At 66.3% G+C, this 16,870-nt stretch carries 16 protein-coding genes; 8 read left to right on the forward strand and 8 right to left on the reverse strand.

Going from position 1 to position 16,870, the window contains the following annotated elements; all coding sequences use genetic code 11:
* Positions 1 to 101 precede the first annotated feature (101 nt).
* Positions 102 to 401 carry a CtrA inhibitor SciP gene (gene sciP, locus U1738_RS08785; RefSeq protein ID WP_055776666.1) on the reverse strand — a complete coding sequence of 100 codons (300 nt, stop codon included), beginning with the start codon at positions 399 to 401 and terminating at the stop codon, positions 102 to 104.
* A 117-nt stretch (positions 402 to 518) separates the two neighbouring features.
* Positions 519 to 746 (reverse strand): hypothetical protein, encoded by a 228-nt coding sequence (locus tag U1738_RS08790; protein WP_332788669.1) that lies wholly within the window; start codon positions 744 to 746, stop codon positions 519 to 521.
* 132 nt (positions 747 to 878) lie between these two features.
* On the opposite strand from U1738_RS08790, the gene mnmA reads away from it, so the two are divergent.
* On the forward strand, positions 879 to 1,988 hold the full coding sequence (mnmA, locus tag U1738_RS08795; protein WP_332788670.1) for a tRNA 2-thiouridine(34) synthase MnmA: 1,110 nt from the start codon (positions 879 to 881) through the stop codon (positions 1,986 to 1,988).
* A 137-nt stretch (positions 1,989 to 2,125) separates the two neighbouring features.
* Here mnmA and U1738_RS08800 read toward each other — a convergent pair whose 3' ends face one another.
* The 3 genes from U1738_RS08800 to pdxH are packed head-to-tail and all read right to left on the reverse strand — an operon-like array spanning position 2,126 to position 4,436.
* Positions 2,126 to 2,920 carry a PhzF family phenazine biosynthesis protein gene (locus U1738_RS08800; protein WP_332788671.1) on the reverse strand — a complete coding sequence of 265 codons (795 nt, stop codon included), beginning with the start codon at positions 2,918 to 2,920 and terminating at the stop codon, positions 2,126 to 2,128.
* A complete protein-coding gene (locus tag U1738_RS08805) occupies positions 2,917 to 3,861 on the reverse strand; it encodes a cation diffusion facilitator family transporter (RefSeq protein WP_332788672.1) in 945 nt (314 codons plus the stop codon). Before U1738_RS08805 ends, U1738_RS08800 begins: the two co-directional genes overlap by 4 nt.
* Positions 3,858 to 4,436 (reverse strand): pyridoxamine 5'-phosphate oxidase, encoded by a 579-nt coding sequence (gene pdxH, locus U1738_RS08810; RefSeq protein ID WP_332788673.1) that lies wholly within the window; start codon positions 4,434 to 4,436, stop codon positions 3,858 to 3,860. Before pdxH ends, U1738_RS08805 begins: the two co-directional genes overlap by 4 nt.
* Before the next feature lie 279 nt (positions 4,437 to 4,715).
* Between pdxH and U1738_RS08815 the strand changes: the two genes are divergently transcribed.
* From U1738_RS08815 to U1738_RS08845, 7 genes are all read left to right on the forward strand, one after another.
* The gene (locus tag U1738_RS08815; RefSeq protein WP_332788674.1) at positions 4,716 to 7,199 is read left to right on the forward strand and encodes a circularly permuted type 2 ATP-grasp protein; all 2,484 of its coding nucleotides are present in this window, start codon (positions 4,716 to 4,718) and stop codon (positions 7,197 to 7,199) included.
* A 166-nt stretch (positions 7,200 to 7,365) separates the two neighbouring features.
* Positions 7,366 to 8,256, forward strand: a complete 891-nt coding sequence (locus tag U1738_RS08820) for a transglutaminase family protein (protein WP_332788675.1) — start codon at positions 7,366 to 7,368, stop codon at positions 8,254 to 8,256.
* 68 nt (positions 8,257 to 8,324) lie between these two features.
* A complete protein-coding gene (locus tag U1738_RS08825; RefSeq protein WP_332788676.1) occupies positions 8,325 to 9,260 on the forward strand; it encodes a DnaJ C-terminal domain-containing protein in 936 nt (311 codons plus the stop codon).
* Positions 9,261 to 9,280: 20 nt separating this feature from the next.
* The gene (locus tag U1738_RS08830; RefSeq protein WP_332788677.1) at positions 9,281 to 10,216 is read left to right on the forward strand and encodes a YihY/virulence factor BrkB family protein; all 936 of its coding nucleotides are present in this window, start codon (positions 9,281 to 9,283) and stop codon (positions 10,214 to 10,216) included.
* A gap of 26 nt (positions 10,217 to 10,242) precedes the next feature.
* Positions 10,243 to 11,046 (forward strand): enoyl-ACP reductase FabI, encoded by an 804-nt coding sequence (fabI, locus tag U1738_RS08835; RefSeq protein WP_055776638.1) that lies wholly within the window; start codon positions 10,243 to 10,245, stop codon positions 11,044 to 11,046.
* A gap of 50 nt (positions 11,047 to 11,096) precedes the next feature.
* Positions 11,097 to 12,164: a chorismate synthase gene (gene aroC / locus U1738_RS08840; protein WP_332788678.1), complete on the forward strand. Its 1,068-nt coding sequence runs from the start codon at positions 11,097 to 11,099 to the stop codon at positions 12,162 to 12,164.
* Positions 12,165 to 12,265: 101 nt separating this feature from the next.
* Positions 12,266 to 12,568 (forward strand): hypothetical protein, encoded by a 303-nt coding sequence (locus tag U1738_RS08845; protein ID WP_332788679.1) that lies wholly within the window; start codon positions 12,266 to 12,268, stop codon positions 12,566 to 12,568.
* A 61-nt stretch (positions 12,569 to 12,629) separates the two neighbouring features.
* On the opposite strand, the gene U1738_RS08850 is transcribed toward U1738_RS08845, so the two are convergent.
* The 3 genes from U1738_RS08850 to serA all read right to left on the reverse strand — a co-directional run bounded on the left by U1738_RS08850 (position 12,630) and on the right by serA (position 16,774).
* A complete protein-coding gene (locus tag U1738_RS08850) occupies positions 12,630 to 13,919 on the reverse strand; it encodes an adenylosuccinate synthase (protein ID WP_332788680.1) in 1,290 nt (429 codons plus the stop codon).
* A 109-nt stretch (positions 13,920 to 14,028) separates the two neighbouring features.
* Positions 14,029 to 15,138, reverse strand: coding sequence for an ATP phosphoribosyltransferase regulatory subunit (locus U1738_RS08855; RefSeq protein ID WP_332788681.1), 1,110 nt, complete (start codon positions 15,136 to 15,138; stop codon positions 14,029 to 14,031).
* A 58-nt stretch (positions 15,139 to 15,196) separates the two neighbouring features.
* A complete protein-coding gene (gene serA, locus U1738_RS08860) occupies positions 15,197 to 16,774 on the reverse strand; it encodes a phosphoglycerate dehydrogenase (protein ID WP_332788682.1) in 1,578 nt (525 codons plus the stop codon).
* Between the last annotated feature and the right edge of the window lie 96 nt (positions 16,775 to 16,870).

The following is a 16,870-nucleotide window of genomic DNA, read 5'->3' on the forward strand; positions in this document are numbered from 1 at the left end:
CAGGACGGTAAATTTGTTCCGGTAGCGGTTTGTTTTGCCGCTGAATCAGAACGGCCCGTCCTCGCATCGAGAACCGGGCCGTCCGATAGCCTGTTGATATATCAGTATTTCTGCTGGCGGTCGTACAGCGAGCGATAATGCTGGATCCGCGTGACGCGCAGGCCCGGCATGCCGGAGCGATCGATCGCGCGCTGCCAGCCGGCGAATTCCTCGACCGTCAGGCTGTAGCGATCGCAGACCTCGTCCACCGACAGCAGCCCGCCATTCACCGCCGCGACCACTTCGGCCTTGCGCCGCACGACCCAGCGCGTCGTCTCCGGCGGCGGCAGGCTGTCCAGCGTCAGCGGCTCGCCGAGCGGGCCGATGACTTTTGCCGGACGGATTTTCTGGTTCTCGATCATTCTAACCTCGTATCGGGGCGGGGGGCCCCCTGAAACGTTTCTGCGTTCGTCATGTGGGTAACGGTAGCTATCATCCGGGTTTGAACGCCGGCTAAAGCGGCTCGGTAAACAACGGCTTCATCTTTGTTTCCAACGTATGAGTGCGGCGGCGACATCGGCGTTGAATGCGCCATGCACGGGGGCGAACAGAGCACGCACCCGTTCGAGGCCGAGCAACGCCGCCTGCGATCGTGCAGTCGGGCTGGCCGCCTGGCGCGCCGCGACCCCGACCATCATCACCGCCAGGTCCGCCGGCAGCACGGTAAGGGGAGCGTCGAACTCGAAACGGGAAAAACTAAGGTCCAAGCGCGCTCTTTCGATTCAACCGAACAGAGCCTCTTGATAACGCCGACCTCTGAAGGCGCGGTAAAGCGGACGAAAATTGTTTGGAAAGCATCTGTTTTGCAATGGGACACTTCGCGCCTTATGTGGGCCGGGATGACCGAAATCGGCGATTTTCAGCTCGGGGGCGACCTCAAGGGCAAACGCATCGTCGTGGCGATGTCCGGCGGAGTCGACTCGTCGGTGGTCGCCGCGCTGGCCGCGCGGACCGGTGCGGAGACGATCGGCATCACCTTGCAGCTCTACGATCACGGCGAAGCGGTGGGCCGGGCCGGATCGTGCTGCGCCGGCCGCGACATCCGTGATGCGCGCGCGGTGTGCGATCGGCTGGGCATCGCGCATTACGTCTACGATCACGAATCGAGCTTCCGCGCGCAGGTGATCGACGGATTCGCCGACGAATATCTCGCCGGGCGCACGCCGATCCCATGCGTCCGCTGCAACATGGGGCCGAAATTTACCGATCTGTTCGGGCTGGCGCGCGATCTCGGCGCGGATTGCCTGGCGACCGGCCATTATGTGCGCCGCGTGGAGGGCGCGAACGGTGCCGAACTGCATCGCGCGGTCGATCCGGCGCGCGACCAGAGTTATTTCCTGTTCGCCACCACGCAGGATCAGCTCGATTATCTGCGTTTTCCCTTGGGTGGCCTGCCCAAGGCGAAGGTGCGCGAACTGGCGGCCGAACTGGGGCTGGGCGTCGCGACCAAGCCCGACAGCCAGGACATCTGCTTCGTGCCCGACGGCAATTACGCCGATCTGGTGCGCAAGCTCAGGCCCGAGGCGGATGCCGGCGGCGAGATTGTCGACGAGAGCGGTCGTGCGCTCGGGACGCATCGCGGGATCGTCAATTATACGGTCGGGCAGCGGCGCGGGCTGGAGATCGGCGGCACGCCCGAGCCGCTCTATGTCGTGCGCCTCGAACCCGAGAGCCGCCGCGTCGTGGTCGGCCCGCGCACCGCGCTGGCGGTGGATGCGGCACGGCTGACCGAGATCAACTGGATCGGCGGCGACACGTCGGGTCCGCTGACGGTGAAGGTGCGATCGATGGCCAAGCCGGTGCCTGCAAGGCTGGAGGCGGGGCGCCTGTTGTTCGACGCGCCGGAATATGGCGTGTCGCCCGGCCAGGCGGCGGTATTCTATTCCGGCGAGCGCGTGATGGGCGGTGGCTGGATCGCGGAAACCGAACGCGCGCGCATCGCGGCTTAGGAGCGGCGCACTACATCGCCGTTCGTGCCGAACTGTGGAAGCACGTGCCTCGAACATGCCGCGCACCCGGGACACGTCTTCGACAGGCTCAGGACGAACGGTAGAGGGGGGCGCGGAAATTTAAAGCAAGGCGAGGTTTACAGGAAGAACGTGCCTTCGATCACGGTGACGCAGGTGCCGCCGAGTACCACGCGGTCGCCATCGAGCCGGCAGGTCAGATGCCCGCCCCGCGCGCTTGCCTGAAACGCCGTGAAGCTATCGCGACCGAGGCGTTTAGCCCAATAGGGCACCATCACCGCGTGGGCCGATCCGGTCACCGGATCCTCGTCGATGCCGCCGCCCGGCGCGAAGGCGCGACTGACGATATCGGTCGTCTTCCCCGGCGCGCTGACGATCGTCAGCCAGTCACCCGATTGCGCCAGCCTGCGAAAATCGGGGTCGACAGCGCGGACCTGCGCTTCGTTGTCCAGCACGATCAGACCATAGCGATGTTCGTGCCACAGCGTTTCGACTGCGGCGTCCAGCCCGAGCGCGGCGATGATCTCCGGAAGCGGCTGCGGGCTCGGTGCCCAGGCGGGCAGCGCGAGTTCGTAGCTATCACCAGCGCGCGCCACTTCCAGCATTCCCGCCTTGCGCGTCGAAAAGCGTACCTTGTCACGCTCGGGATCGCTCGACAGCACGAAATGCCCGCTCGCTAACGTGGCATGGCCGCACATCACGACCTCGTTGGTCGGCGTGAACCAGCGCAACTCGAAATCCGCCGCACCGCTTTGATCGGCGACGATGAAGGCGGTTTCGCTGAGATTGTTCTCCGCCGCGATCGCCTGCAGCGTCGCATCGTCGAGCCACGCGCCGAGCGGCATCACCGCCGCGGGATTGCCGGTGAAGGCCTTGTCGGCAAACGCGTCGATCTGGACGAACGGTATTCTCACAGGCGTTTTCCAAACCAATGCGGCGTCACATCCGCCTCGACCAGCGGATTGTCGGTATCGACATGCCCTTCCGGATCGAGATGGATCAGCACCTCGACCTTCGGATAGGCCCGGCGCAACGCATGCTCGACACCCTCGACGATGTCGTGCGCGGCGTAGACGGTCAGGTCGCGCCCGACCTCCATGTGGAATTGCGCGAAATCGTGGCTACCGGAGCGCCGCGTACGGAAATCGTGGATGCCCTTGATCCCCGGCTGGCGCGCCGCGACTTCGATGAAACGCGCGCGCTCCGCTTCGGGCCATTCCTTGTCCATCAACTGGTCGATCGCGTTGGACGAGGCCTGGAACGCGCCCCAGGCGAGCCACAGAGCGATGATGATGCCCATCACTGGATCGGCACCGCGAATGCCGATATATTGATCGAGCACCAAAGCGAGGATCACCGATCCGTTGAGCAACACGTCCGATTGATAATGGACGTTGTCGGCCATGATCGCGACTGATCCGGTCTGGCGGATGATGCGGCGCTGATAGGCGAGCAGGACGATCGTCGCGAGGATCGCGACCAAAGACACGCCGATGCCGAAATCCGCGCCCTGGGTCGGCGTGGTCTCGCCGAAGGCGAGGATCGCGCGCCATGCGATGCCGGCGGCGGACGCGGTGATCAACGCGACCTGGAACAGGGCCGCCAGCGCCTCCGCCTTGCCGTGCCCGAAGCGGTGATCGTGATCGGCCGGTTCGGACGCCAGCTTCACGCCGTATAGGGTGACGAGGCTGGCGAGCAGATCGAGCCCGGTATCGGCGAGCGATCCGAGCATCGCCACCGAACCCGTCGCCCAGGCGGCATAGCCCTTCAGCAACAGCAGGGAGCACGCCATCGCCACGCTGGCGAGCGCGGCACGCACGGCGAAGGGGATGACGCGGCGTTGTTCTTCGGTCATGGGTAGAGCAGCCCTTCGTCCCAGCCGGTACCGGCACGCGTGAACAGGCGGCGTTCGTGCAGGCGGTGCGCGCGATCCTGCCAGAATTCGATTCTCGACGGCGTCACGCGATAGCCGCCCCAATGCGGCGGGCGCGGCACATCCCCCCCTGTGAAGCGCGCCTCCATCTCGGCGAAGCGCGCCTCGAACGTCGCGCGATCGGCAAGCGGACGGGATTGGTCGGACGCCCAGGCTCCAAGTTGCGAATCGCGCCCGCGGCTGGCGAAATAGGCGTCGGATTCGGCGTCGGTTGCCGGAGTGATCGCACCCTCGATCCGCACCTGACGGCGCAGCGATTTCCAGTGGAACAGCAACGCCACGTTCGGATCGGCGGCGATGTCGCCGGCCTTGCGGCTTTCGCGGTTGGTGTAGAACACGAAGCCGTCGGCCCCGTGCCCCTTCAGCAGCACCATGCGCGACGATGGCCGCCCCGCCGCATCGACCGTCGCCAGCGCCATCGCGTTGGGGTCGTTCGGCTCGCTCTGCTTCGCTTCCGCGAACCAGGTGTCGAACAGGGCAAAGGGATCGTCGGCCATGCCCGCGCTGTAGCGAAGGTTGCGGCGAAGCGAAACCTGCCTGCGTATCTGCTTCCCCGGCGGAGGCCGGGGCCCAGTGGCGGAGGTCGAGGTAACGACGCGCAGCGCCCGCTCACTTCGGTATCCCGACTGGGCCCCGGCCTTCGCCGGGGAAGCGGCCTGCTTGCACGCTTTTCAAGCAAGTCGCGTGTTGCGCCCGCGAAAGGTTTGTGGTCGAGTCCGCGCCCAAGCGGGGAACGGGACCATCGACATGGCGGATACGGGAGCAATCCAGGGCTGATGGCCACCATGCCCGCGCCTTCCCTGCTCGATTCGGGCGTGCATGCGCAGCGCTGGATCGCGGACTATTGCCAGCAGGCGTTGCAGGGCGACGTGCTGTGCGCCCATCCGGACGATCCGGCCTGGACCGCGACGTTCGAGGAACTGGCGGCGGTGGCGGGCGACGATCTGGGCCATGCCCGCGAACGGGCGCAGCGCCATGCCGAGGATATCGGCACCGGTTTCCGCATCATCGGCGAGAGCGACGAGCGGCCCTGGCCGGTATCGCCGGTGCCGCTGCTGATCGACAGCGAAACCTGGTCGCACATCGCCGCCGGCGTGAAACAGCGCGCCGAGCTGATGGAGACCCTGCTCGCCGATCTCTACGATTCCGCCAAGCATGTCGAAAGCGGCCTGATTCCGGCGGCTCTGGTCGGCGGCAGCCCCTATTTCCTGCGCCCGATGGTCGGGCTGACGCCGCCGGGCGGGCATCACCTGCATTTCATCGCGGTCGATCTCGGGCGCGGGCCGACCGGCGAATGGCGCGTGCTGGGCGATCACCTGCGCGCGCCGGCAGGGGCCGGTTACGCGCTGGAGAACCGGCTGGCCGTGTCGCGGACGTTGGGCGGGCTGCAATCGCGGCTGAACGTCGAGCGGCATGCGCCGTTCTTCGCCGCATTCCGCGAGGGGCTGGCCGCCGCGTGCCGCCGGGTCGAGCCGCGCATCGGCCTGCTGACGCCGGGACGCTATTCCGCCAGCTATGCCGAACAGGCGCATCTCGCGCGCTATCTCGGGCTGTTGCTGGTCGAGGGTGACGATCTCGCGGTGCTGGAGGATCGGCTGTACGTCCGAACGATCGGCGGGCTGAAGCGGATCGACGCGATCTGGCACCGTAGCGATCCGCGCATGCTCGATCCGCTGGCATTCGATTCGCATTCGCGCATCGGTGTGCCCGGCCTGATCGATGCGATGGCGGCGGGCGAGGTCGTCATCTCCAACGCGCCGGGCGCGGGCGTGCTGGAAAGTGCGGCGTTCGGGGCGTTCCTGCCGCGCCTCGCCGCACGGCTGACCGGGCGCGACCTGATCCTGCCCAATATCGCCACCTGGTGGTGCGGGCAGGATGCCGAGCGCGCGCGGGTGATCGAGGATTTCGACGCTTTGCTGATCGGCCCGGCGTTCGGCGTCGCGCCTTTGGGCCTGCCCGGCGGCCGCCCGGTACATGGCGCGGACCTTTCGCCCGAGGAGCGCGCGACGCTGCTGGCGGATATCGAACGCCGCCCGCAGGATTATGTCGCGCAGGAGGTCGTCCGCCTCTCGACCATGCCGGTCGTCGCCGAAAACGCTTTGGTCGCCCGCCCCTTCACGCTGCGCGTGTTCGCCGCGCGCGATGGGCAGGGCAATTGGGTGGTGCTGCCCGGCGGCTTCGCGCGGATCGGCGACGACAGCGATCCGCGCGCCAGCGTGATGGGCGAAGGCGCGTGGTCGGCCGATGTCGTCGTGCACGGTGCCGATGCGGTGGAACAGGTGTCGCTGCTGCCCGCGACCGATTCGGTGCATATCCGCCGCAACCCCGGCACGCTGCCGAGCCGGGTGGCGGACAATTTCTTCTGGCTGGGGCGCTATCTCGAACGCGGCGAGGCGTTGCTGAACGTGATCCGCGTGATGCTGGGCAATTCGATCGATGCGGATGCCGGCGCGGCCCTGGGCGCGGCGACGGTCGGCAAGCTGGTCGGCCTGGTCGTGAATGCAGGCGCCGCGCCACATCCGTCGAGCCTGCGCCGTGCCGACCTGACGCAGTTCGCGCGCACCGCGATGGAGGCGGACAGCGACTGGCAAAGCGTGCGCGAAATCAACCGTCATGCGCGCAGCATCGGGCAGGGATCGCGCGATCGCCTGTCGGCCGATGTCGTGCGGCTGCTCGACGCGCCGCACCCCACGCGCGGCGGCATGCTCGATCGGGCCGGATCGCTGCAACGCCGCTATGCCGCTCTGTCAGGCCTGTCGGCGGAGCATATGAGCCGCACGGCGTCGTGGCGTTTTCACGATCTCGGCCGGCGGATCGAACGCGCGCTGGCCGTGACGCGGGCGCTATGGGCGTTCGGGCTGGCGGGTGCGAATGCGGATGATCTGTCCACCCTGCTCGACCTGGCCGACAGCCAGATCAGCTATCGCCAGCGCTATCTGACCGGCATCGCCCGCGTTCCGGTGGTCGATCTGGTCGCGCTCGATCCGGGCAATCCGCGGTCGCTGGCGTTCCAGATCGATGCGATCTGCGGGCACATGAAGGCGCTGCCGGTGCTGGAGGATGACGGCATGGACGAGGCGCAGCAGGCGCAGGCGACCGGGCTGGTCGCGATCGTCTCCACCGCAACGGCGGCGGGGCTGAACGCGGAGATTCTGGGCGATATCGAACGCCGCCTGTTCGCTCTGTCGAACGCGGTGGCGCGGCGGTATTTCCTGCAGGGCGCGGAGCCGCTGCGGGCGGCGGGGATGACTTTGGCGTGACCTTTTTTCGGATAACGCGCTCCTTCTCCCCTCCCTGGAAGGGAGGGGCCGGGAGTGGGTCGCTCTCGTGGGAGCGTCATGCTTGCCTTCCACCGACCCACCCCCAGCCCCTCCCTTCCAGGGAGGGGAGTAACAAGAGTGACGGTATGCGTTTGGAGACGCACGCATGATCTACGACATCCGCCACGTCACGCGCTTCGATTACGGCAACAACGTCAACTTCGCGCGCTGTAACCTGCGGCTGAAGCCGATCCACTGGTCGGGCCAGAGCCTGGAAGACTATCGCCTGACCATCTCCCCCTCCGGCCGCACCGCGCCCGCCCGCGCCGAGGCTGGGCTCGCCAACGTCACCCGGCTGGTGATCGAGGAGCCGGTGCGGCATCTCGTGATCGAAAGCGTATCGCGCATCATCGTCGATCGGCTGATCCCGATCCCCTCCCCCACCGACCCGACTTTGGCCGAGATCGCCGCACAGGCGCGCGCGAGCCGCGATCCGTCGCCCGCCGGGCCGGCTTATTACCTGTTCCCCTCGCCGCTGATCCCGCTCGACCGTGATATCGCCGAATGGTGCGCAATCGATCTCGCGCCCGACCGGCCCTGTCTCGAGGCAGCGATCGCGCTCGCCCGGCGCATCCAGGACGAATTCGAATTCGATACCGAGGCGACGTTGGTCGATACCAAGCCGCACGACGCCTTCGTCAAGCGCGGCGGGGTATGCCAGGATTTCGCGCAGATCATGATCACCGGCCTGCGCGCCGCCGGCCTGCCCGCCGCCTATGCCTCGGGCTATATCCGCACCATCCCGCCGCCCGGCGAGGAACGGCTGGTGGGTGCCGACGCCACCCATGCCTGGGTGCTGTTGTGGTGCGGCGAGCAGCTCGGCTGGGTCGGCGTCGATCCGACCAACGGCATCTGGATGGCGGGCGATCACATCGTGATGGCTATCGGCCGCGATTATGCCGAGATCGCGCCGATCGACGGCATCGTGCTGGGATCGGGCGCGCAGAAGATGGACGTCAGCGTCGATGTCGCCCCGGTGCTGGAGGCGGTCGGCTGAGCGCCGCCGTTGCACTCGCCCCCGCAATCCCCCAAATAGCGCGCTAAAGTCCAAACCAGAGGAAACACGTGGCCGATCCCTACAAAACGCTCGGCGTAGAACGCACCGCCAGCGAGGGCGAGATCAAGAAGGCGTATCGCAAGCTGGCGAAGGAGCTTCACCCGGATCGCAACAAGGATAATCCCAAGGCGACCGAGCGCTTCAGCCAGGCGACCAATGCGTACGACCTGCTCAACGACAAGGACAAGCGCGCACGGTTCGACCGGGGCGAGATCGACGGCGATGGCAACCCCGCCGCGCCGTTCGGTTTCGGGGCCGGTGGTGGCGGCGGCGGACAGGGTGGCTTTCAGGGCGGCAATTTCGGTGGCGATGGCGTCGATGTCAGCGACCTGTTCGAAGGCCTGTTCGGCGGCGCGCAGCGTGGCGGTGGCGGTGGCGGTTTTTCCAGCGGATTCGGCGGGTTCGGGCGCAAGCAGCCGCAGCCCAAGGGCGCGAACATCGGCTATAAGCTCAACGTCTCCTTCACCGATGCCGCGACGCTCGCGCCGCAACGCGTGACACTGGCCGATGGCAAGACGATCGACCTGAAGCTGCCCGCCGGATTCGAGAACGGCATGCAGATGCGCCTGACCGGCAAGGGCCAGCCCGGCCCCGGCGGCAATGGCGACGGCATGGTGACGATCACCGTCCAGCCGCACCGTTTCTTCACTCGCGACGGCGACGACGTGCGGCTCGATTTGCCGGTCAGCCTATCCGAAGCGGTGCTGGGGGCCAGCGTGCGCGTGCCGACGGTCGAGGGTGCGGTGAATTTGACCGTTCCTGCCGGATCGACCTCGGGCAAGACGTTGCGCCTGCGCGGGCGCGGCTTCCATCGCAAGGACGGCACGCGCGGCGATCAACTGGTGACGTTGATGGTCGATCTGCCGGTCGGCGACGATGCGCTGGTCGAATTTGCCAAGGGCTGGGAAAACAAGGGGAACCCGCGCGGCAACCTGGGCGTCTGAGTCCTCAAAAGGACAATATATTGAACGACATCTCCCCAGCCTCGCCCGAACAACGCGCCGAACATGGCGAGGCGGGGACCGATCCGCAGGACGCCCCGCCCGCCGCGAAGCCGTTCGCTTATGCGTGGCGCACGTTCAAGCGCGTGGCGATCGGCGTCTACACCGACGGTTTCACCTATGCCGGCAACCTCGCCTATCTGACGCTGATGACGGTGTTTCCGTTCTTCATCGTGGCGGCGGCGGTGCTGTCGCTGTTCGGCCAGAACGACGAGACGCAGCGCGCGGTATCGTCATTCCTTCACGTCCTGCCGCCTGATGTCGCGGACCTTTTGCGCAAGCCGATCAGCGATGTGCTGAAGGCGCGGACCGGATCCTTGCTGTGGCTCGGCGGACTGGTCGGGCTTTGGACGGTCGGCAGCTTCGTCGAGACGATCCGCGACATCTTCCGCAAGGCCTATGGCACGCGCAGCACCTCGCCGATCTGGCGCGCTCGGCTTGGGCTCAGCCTTGCGATCATCGCATCGGTGATCCTCGCGCTCCTGTCCTTCCTGGTTCAGGGGCTTCTGCTGGCGGCGGAACAGTTCATCTACAAGCTGCTGCCGTTCGCGGAAAATGCCGCGGGATGGATCGGCCTGTCGCGGATCATCCCGGGACTCGTGATGTTCGGCGCGCTCTACATGCTGTTCTATTCGGTCACGCCGTCCAAATACCGGTACAGCAAATGCCCGAAATGGCCCGGCGCGCTGTTCACCGCCGGCTGGTGGATCAGCATAACGGCGCTGCTGCCGCTGGTCCTATCGCAACTCGGCGGTTACAACCTGACGTATGGCAGCCTCGCCGGGGTCGTGGTTATGCTGTTGTTCTTCTATCTCGTCGGGCTGGGGCTGGTTTTCGGCGCGCATTTGAACGCGGCACTGGCGGAACCCCCCGAAGCGAGCGTAAAGGGGCCTGCTTAGAACGCGGGTTTGGAGGCGGCGACGGCGTGAACGGATTGATGCAGGGCAAGCGCGGGCTGATCATGGGGCTCGCCAACGACAAGTCGCTCGCATGGGGGATTGCTCAGAAGCTGGCCGAACACGGCGCCGAACTGGCGTTCAGTTTCCAGGGCGAGGCACTCGAAAAGCGCGTTCGGCCGCTGGCGGCGCAACTGGGGCAGGATTTCCTGATCCCCTGCGACGTATCGGACATGGCGGATCTCGACGCGTGCTTCGCGACGCTGGCGGAGCGTTGGCCGACGATCGACTTCGTCGTCCACGCGATCGGCTTTTCGGACAAGAACGAGCTGCGCGGCGGCTATGTCGACACCAGCCTCGACAATTTTCTCATGACGATGAACATCAGCGTCTATTCGTTCGTCGCCGTCGCCCAACGTGCGCAAAAGATGATGCCGGATGGCGGATCGCTGCTGACGCTTAGCTATTACGGCGCGGAAAAGGTGATCCCGCATTACAACGTGATGGGCGTGGCCAAGGCGGCACTGGAGACCAGCGTGCAATATCTGGCGGTCGATCTCGGCCGCGAGAACATCCGGGTCAATGCGATCTCAGCTGGCCCAATCAAGACGCTGGCAGCAAGTGGCATCGGCGATTTCCGCCTGATCCTGAAGTGGAACGAGTTGAACTCGCCACTGAAGCGTAACGTGACGATCGAGGATGTCGGCGGTGCCGGCCTGTACCTGCTCAGCGATCTGGCGAGCGGCGTGACCGGCGAGACGCATCATGTCGATGCCGGATATAACGTGATCGGGATGAAGGCCGAGGACGCTCCGGATATCGCCTTGGTTTAAAGCCGCGCGGGGAATGACAGCCGTGCATAAAAGTCGCTAGAGGCTCTTATATGAGCTACAACACCTTCGGCCGCGTTTTCCGGTTCACCACCTGGGGTGAGAGCCATGGCCCCGCGCTGGGCGCGGTGGTCGATGGTTGTCCGCCCGGCCTCACGCTGTCCGAAACCGATATCCAACCGTTTCTCGATTTGCGCCGCCCGGGCACGTCGCGCTTCACCACGCAGCGGCAGGAGCCGGATCAGGTGCGGATCCTCTCCGGCGTGTTCGAGGGCCGCACCACCGGCACGCCGATCAGCCTGATGATCGAGAATGTCGACCAGCGATCGAAGGATTATTCCGAGGTCGCGGTCGCGTATCGTCCTGGTCATGCCGATTATGCGTATGACGCGAAATACGGTTTCCGCGATTATCGCGGCGGCGGGCGATCCTCCGCGCGCGAGACGGCGGCGCGGGTCGCGGCGGGGGCGGTCGCCCGGCTGGTGATCCCGCAGGTTCAGATTCGCGCCTGGGTCGAGGCGATCGGCGGGGACGGAGTCGATCCGGCCAATTTCGATGCCGACGAGATCGGCCGCAACCCGTTTTTCTGCCCCGACGCGGTGGCGGCCGCGTGCTGGGAGGGGATGATCGATGCGGCGCGCAAATCCGGATCGTCGCTGGGCGCGGTGATCGCATGCGAGGCGACCGGCGTGCCGGCCGGCTGGGGGGCGCCGCTTTATGCCAAGCTGGACAGCGAACTTGCCGCCGCGTGCATGAGCATCAACGCAGTGAAGGGCGTCGAGATCGGCGACGGGTTCGCCGCTGCCGCCTTGCGCGGCGAGGACAATGCCGACGCGATGCGGCCCGGCAAGGATGGGCCGGAATTCCTCGCCAACCATGCCGGTGGCATTGCCGGGGGTATATCCACCGGCCAGCCGGTGCTCGTGCGTGTCGCCTTTAAGCCAACCAGTTCGATCCTGACCCCCGTCCCGACCATCACCCGCGACGGTGCGGCGACCGAGATCATGACCAAGGGCCGCCACGATCCGTGCGTCGGCATTCGCGGCGCTCCGGTGGTCGAAGCAATGATGGCGTTGGTGCTGGCCGACCAAGCGTTGCTCCAGCGCGCCCAATGTGGATGAGGGTCGGCCAGCGGTTCGAATCCGGAGATGAAGGGAGCGACCTTTCAAGCATTCGCTCGTTTTAACTTATGACCCGAATGTCTCGGGAAAGGAGAAGAACGATGCGTAACTTGATCCTTGGTATGGCCGCCATTGGTTTGTCGACCGCAGCAATTGCTCAAAACGCTCCGGCAACGCCGCAGACCGCACCGGGCACCAATACAAGCCCGACTGTTCCTGCGCCTGCTACTCCGGCCGATACGCCCACGACGACCGATATGAGCACGGTTGATCCGAGCGCGCCGGCCACGACTACGGCACCGGCCACGACCGAAACGCCGAGTGCGGACCAGGCGACGACGACATCGGCCGATCCGGCAACGACGGCCGAGACTCCGAAGAATTCGAAGAAGAAGCCGAAATAAGCTTCGAACGAACCTAGTTTCGTAAGCCGGCCGCGAACCTCATGTTCGCGGCCGGTTTTTTTCAGTCAGCAAACGGATCGCGGACGAGGATCGTGTCCTCACGCTCCGGGCTGGTCGAGACGAGTGCCACCGGGCAGTTGATCAGTTCCTCGATACGGCGAATGTACTTGATCGCCTGACCCGGCAGATCGGCCCAACTACGCGCGCCGGCGGTGGATTCGCTCCAGCCCGGCATCGTTTCGTAGACCGGCACGACCTGTGCCTGATCGGCGGCGTGCGAGGGGAAGTAATCCAGCGTTTCGCCGTTCAGCGTGTAACCGGTGCAGATCTTCACCTCGTCGAACCCGTCCAGCACGTCGATCTTGGTCAGCGCGATGCCGGTGATGCCGCCGACCGCCGCCGATTGCCGTACCAGCACGGCGTCGAACCAGCCGCAGCGCCGCTTGCGCCCGGTGACGGTGCCGAATTCGTGGCCGCGCTCTCCCAGTTTCTGACCGGTTGCGTCCTCCAATTCGGTCGGGAAAGGGCCGGAGCCGACCCGCGTCGTATAGGCCTTGGCGATGCCCAGCACGAAGCCGACCGCGCTCGGCCCGAGGCCGGAGCCGCCCGCTGCCGTGCCGGAGATCGTGTTGGAGGAGGTGACGAAAGGATACGTCCCGTGATCGACATCGAGCAGCACGCCCTGCGCGCCTTCGAACAGGATACGCCGCCCGCGCGCGCGCAACGCGTTCAGGTCGCGCCATACCGGCTTGGCGAATTGCAGCACGAAGCCGGCGATCTCGCGCAGTTCCGACAGCAGCGCCTCGCGATCGATCGGCGGCTCGCCGAAGCCGGCGCGCAGCGCGTCGTGATGCGCGGTCAGGCGATCGAATTGCGGCCCGAGCGCGTCGAGATATGCGAGATCGCACACCCGGATCGCGCGCCGCCCGACCTTGTCCTCATAAGCCGGGCCGATGCCACGCCGCGTGGTGCCGATCTTGCCCGCGCCGCTGGCATCCTCGCGCAGCGAATCGAGATCGCGGTGGAATGGCAGGATCAGCGCGCAATTGTCCGCGATCATCAGCGTATCGGGGCTGATCGCCACGCCCTGCCCGGCGAGCTTCTCGATCTCGGCCTTCAGCGCCCAGGGATCAAGCACCACGCCGTTGCCGATGACCGACGGCGTGCCGCGCACGATGCCCGAGGGGAGCAGCGACAGTTTATAGACCTTCTCGCCGACGACCAAAGTGTGGCCGGCATTGTGCCCGCCCTGAAAGCGCACCACGACATCGGCGCGCTCGGCGAGCCAATCGACGATCTTGCCCTTGCCCTCATCGCCCCATTGGGCGCCGATCACTGCTACGTTTGCCATGAATACGAGTCTCCGCCTGCCGGGCAACTCCACGCGCCCTTCGACAGGGCTCGACGCGCGGAGGGTTCAGAAACTGCGCGAGCGCCCCTGCCGGGGCGCCGGCCGGGTGTCAACCCACCAAGGGCTTCGCTGCGCCGTCGGCCAAGATATGCGTACACAATTGCGCGTCTGGCGTATCGCCTGCTTCCAGTGCGGCGACGGTCACCCAGCCCTCGGCGCGCATGCGAGCTGCGAGCGCCGCATCGGTGCCAAGCGGCACGAACAGCCGCCGTCGCGCGATGCCGCCGATGCCGGCCGCGACTATGCCGTCGGCGAATAAAGAAAAGCCCATCGCCGCCTCTTCCGCGCCGTTTTCGTGCACGATCGTGTAGCTGCCGCCGCGCCCGATCTCGCCGCGCACGGCATCCGCGAAGATCGAGAAGCCGAGCCAGCTCTGATATTCGAAACCGTGCCGTTCGGTCGGATCGAGCGTGAGCGCAACGCGGCCTTTCAGGCTTTCCGCGATCTTCCACAATGCATCGAGCCGGCTGGTCAGCGCGCCGCCGGCATCGAAGGCGCAAAGCCGCTGGTGCGCCGCCTCGAACGGGCCGGCGGCCTCGATCAGCGGGAGATAGGCCGGGGCGATCGCCGCGACGCCGCCGGCATCCTTGGCATCGAGCCGGTCGCGCAGCAGATCGATCTTGTCCGCGGCCACCGGGAACGGACCGGCGGCGAGGATGTCGACCAGATCGGGCAAGGTGAAATCGATCGACACGCCGGTGACGTCCGCCGCCACCAGTGCCTCGGCCGCGACTTGCGTCACCTCGACCGCCGCCGCCACCGTATCCAGACCGATCAGTTCGCAGCCGATCTGGCGCAATTCGCGCTCGGGGCTGAGTTGCGACGCGCGCAGCTTCAGGATCGGGCCGGCATAGGACAGGCGGACGGGGCGCGGGTGATGACCCATGCGGGTCGCGGCGATGCGCCCGATCTGCGCCGTGATGTCGGGCCGCACGGCCAACGTCGCCTGGCTAACCGGATCGACGAAACGCACCGAATCCTGCGCGCGCGCCGATTTCAGCCGCCCGGCCAACCCGGCCTCGAATTCGGCCAGGGCGGGATCGGCGCGTTCATAGCCGTGCGCGTACGCCGCCCCCAGCACCGCTGCCTCCAGCCGCGCGGCGGCGTCGGCATAAGGCGGCAGGCGGTCGCGAAAACCTTCGGGCAGCAAAGCAGTCATGCGTGTCCCCTGCCCCAAGCGCGATTGCGGCGAAAGCCGCAATCGCGCTTGCATGGCCTCAGAAGCTGAGCCCCATCGCCGTGCGCACGCCGGCGAGGCCGCGCACCTTGGCGAGCAGTTCCGCCGTCACCGGTTCGTCGACAGACAGCAGCAACACAGCCTCGCCGCCGGCCGAGCGGCGGCCGAGGTGGAAGGTGCCAATGTTTACGCCCTGCTCGCCGAGCAGCGAGCCGAGGCGACCGATGAAGCCGGGTGCGTCCTCATTGACGACGTACAGCATGTGGCCGGCCAAATCCGCCTCGACCTTGATGCCGAACAGTTCGACCAGCCGCGGGGCCGAATCGCCGAACAGCGTGCCCGCCACGGAACGCTCGCCCGCATCGGTCTTCACCGAGACGCGCAGCAGCGTGTGGTAATCGCCCTCGCGCTCGGTGCGGACTTCCCGCACCTCGATGCCGCGTTCCTTGGCGAGCAAAGGCGCGTTGACCATGTTGACCGTGTCGGTCTGCGTGCGCAGAAAGCCGGCCAGCACGGCGGAGACCATCGGCTTCGGGTTGAGTTCGGCCGCGGCACCCTCGGTATGGACCGAGATGCGCGCGATCGACCCGGTGGTGAGCTGGCCGACCAGCGAGCCGAGCTTTTCCGCCAGCGCCATGTATGGCTTCAGGCGCGGAGCCTCCTCAGCGGACAACGACGGCACGTTGAGCGCGTTGGTCACGCCGCCCGACACGAGATAATCGGCCATCTGTTCGGCGACCTGAATCGCGACATTGACCTGAGCTTCGTTGGTCGAGGCACCCAGATGCGGGGTGGAGACGAAGTTGGGCGTGCCGAACAAGGGGTTTTCCTTGGCCGGTTCCTGCACGAACACGTCGAGTGCCGCGCCGCCGATATGGCCCGAATCGAGGCCCGCCTTCAGTGCCGCCTCATCGATCAGGCCACCGCGGGCGCAGTTGATGATGCGCACGCCCGGCTTGGTCTTGGCGAGATTTTCCGCCGACAGGATGTTGCGCGTCTGATCGGTCAGCGGCGTGTGCAGCGTGATGAAATCGGCACGCGCGAGCAGATCGTCCAGTTCGACCTTCTCGACGCCAAGTTCGAGCGCACGTTCGGGCGACAGGAACGGATCGAACGCGATGACCTTCATCTTCAGGCCGCGCGCGCGATCCGCGACGATGCCGCCGATATTGCCCGCGCCGATCAGGCCGAGCGTCTTGGCGGTCAGCTCGACGCCCATGAAGCGGTTCTTTTCCCACTTTCCGGCCTGCGTGCTGGCGTCCGCTTCCGGAAGCTGGCGGGCGAGCGCGAACATCAGGGCGATGGCGTGTTCGGCGGTGGTGATCGAATTGCCGAACGGGGTGTTCATCACGACCACGCCCTGCGCCGAGGCGGCGGGGATATCGACGTTGTCCACCCCGATTCCGGCGCGGCCGATGACCTTGAGGTTTGTCGCGGCGGCGAGGATCGCCTTGGTTACCTTGGTGGAGGAGCGGATCGCGAGGCCGTCATAGTCGCCGATGATCGCGATGAGTTCTTCGGGCGTCTTGCCGGTGATCTCGTCCACCTCGACACCGCGTTCGCGGAAGATCTGGGCGGCCTTGGGGTCCATGGCGTCGCTGATGAGTACTTTTGGCATGGTCTTCGCTCCGTCACCCCGGCGAAGGCCGGGGCCGCTTTGTTGGGATGTGCTGCGCTTCGTTACGCAGCGGTCCCGGCCTGCGCCGGGACGACG

Source organism: Parasphingomonas caseinilytica, assembly GCF_036663755.1.
Taxonomy (GTDB): Bacteria; Pseudomonadota; Alphaproteobacteria; order Sphingomonadales; family Sphingomonadaceae; genus Sphingomonas.

What these genes read in the sequence shown, in the direction of transcription:
- sciP (WP_055776666.1), bottom strand. Translation starts at nt 401, where the DNA reads ATGATCGAGAACCAGAAAATCCGTCCGGCAAAAGTCATCGGCCCGCTC.
- mnmA (WP_332788670.1), top strand. Translation starts at nt 879, where the DNA reads ATGACCGAAATCGGCGATTTTCAGCTCGGGGGCGACCTCAAGGGCAAA.
- U1738_RS08805 (WP_332788672.1), bottom strand. Translation starts at nt 3,861, where the DNA reads ATGACCGAAGAACAACGCCGCGTCATCCCCTTCGCCGTGCGTGCCGCG.
- pdxH (WP_332788673.1), bottom strand. Translation starts at nt 4,436, where the DNA reads ATGGCCGACGATCCCTTTGCCCTGTTCGACACCTGGTTCGCGGAAGCG.
- U1738_RS08815 (WP_332788674.1), top strand. Translation starts at nt 4,716, where the DNA reads ATGGCCACCATGCCCGCGCCTTCCCTGCTCGATTCGGGCGTGCATGCG.
- U1738_RS08820 (WP_332788675.1), top strand. Translation starts at nt 7,366, where the DNA reads ATGATCTACGACATCCGCCACGTCACGCGCTTCGATTACGGCAACAAC.
- aroC (WP_332788678.1), top strand. Translation starts at nt 11,097, where the DNA reads ATGAGCTACAACACCTTCGGCCGCGTTTTCCGGTTCACCACCTGGGGT.
- U1738_RS08845 (WP_332788679.1), top strand. Translation starts at nt 12,266, where the DNA reads ATGCGTAACTTGATCCTTGGTATGGCCGCCATTGGTTTGTCGACCGCA.
- U1738_RS08850 (WP_332788680.1), bottom strand. Translation starts at nt 13,919, where the DNA reads ATGGCAAACGTAGCAGTGATCGGCGCCCAATGGGGCGATGAGGGCAAG.
- U1738_RS08855 (WP_332788681.1), bottom strand. Translation starts at nt 15,138, where the DNA reads ATGACTGCTTTGCTGCCCGAAGGTTTTCGCGACCGCCTGCCGCCTTAT.
- serA (WP_332788682.1), bottom strand. Translation starts at nt 16,774, where the DNA reads ATGCCAAAAGTACTCATCAGCGACGCCATGGACCCCAAGGCCGCCCAG.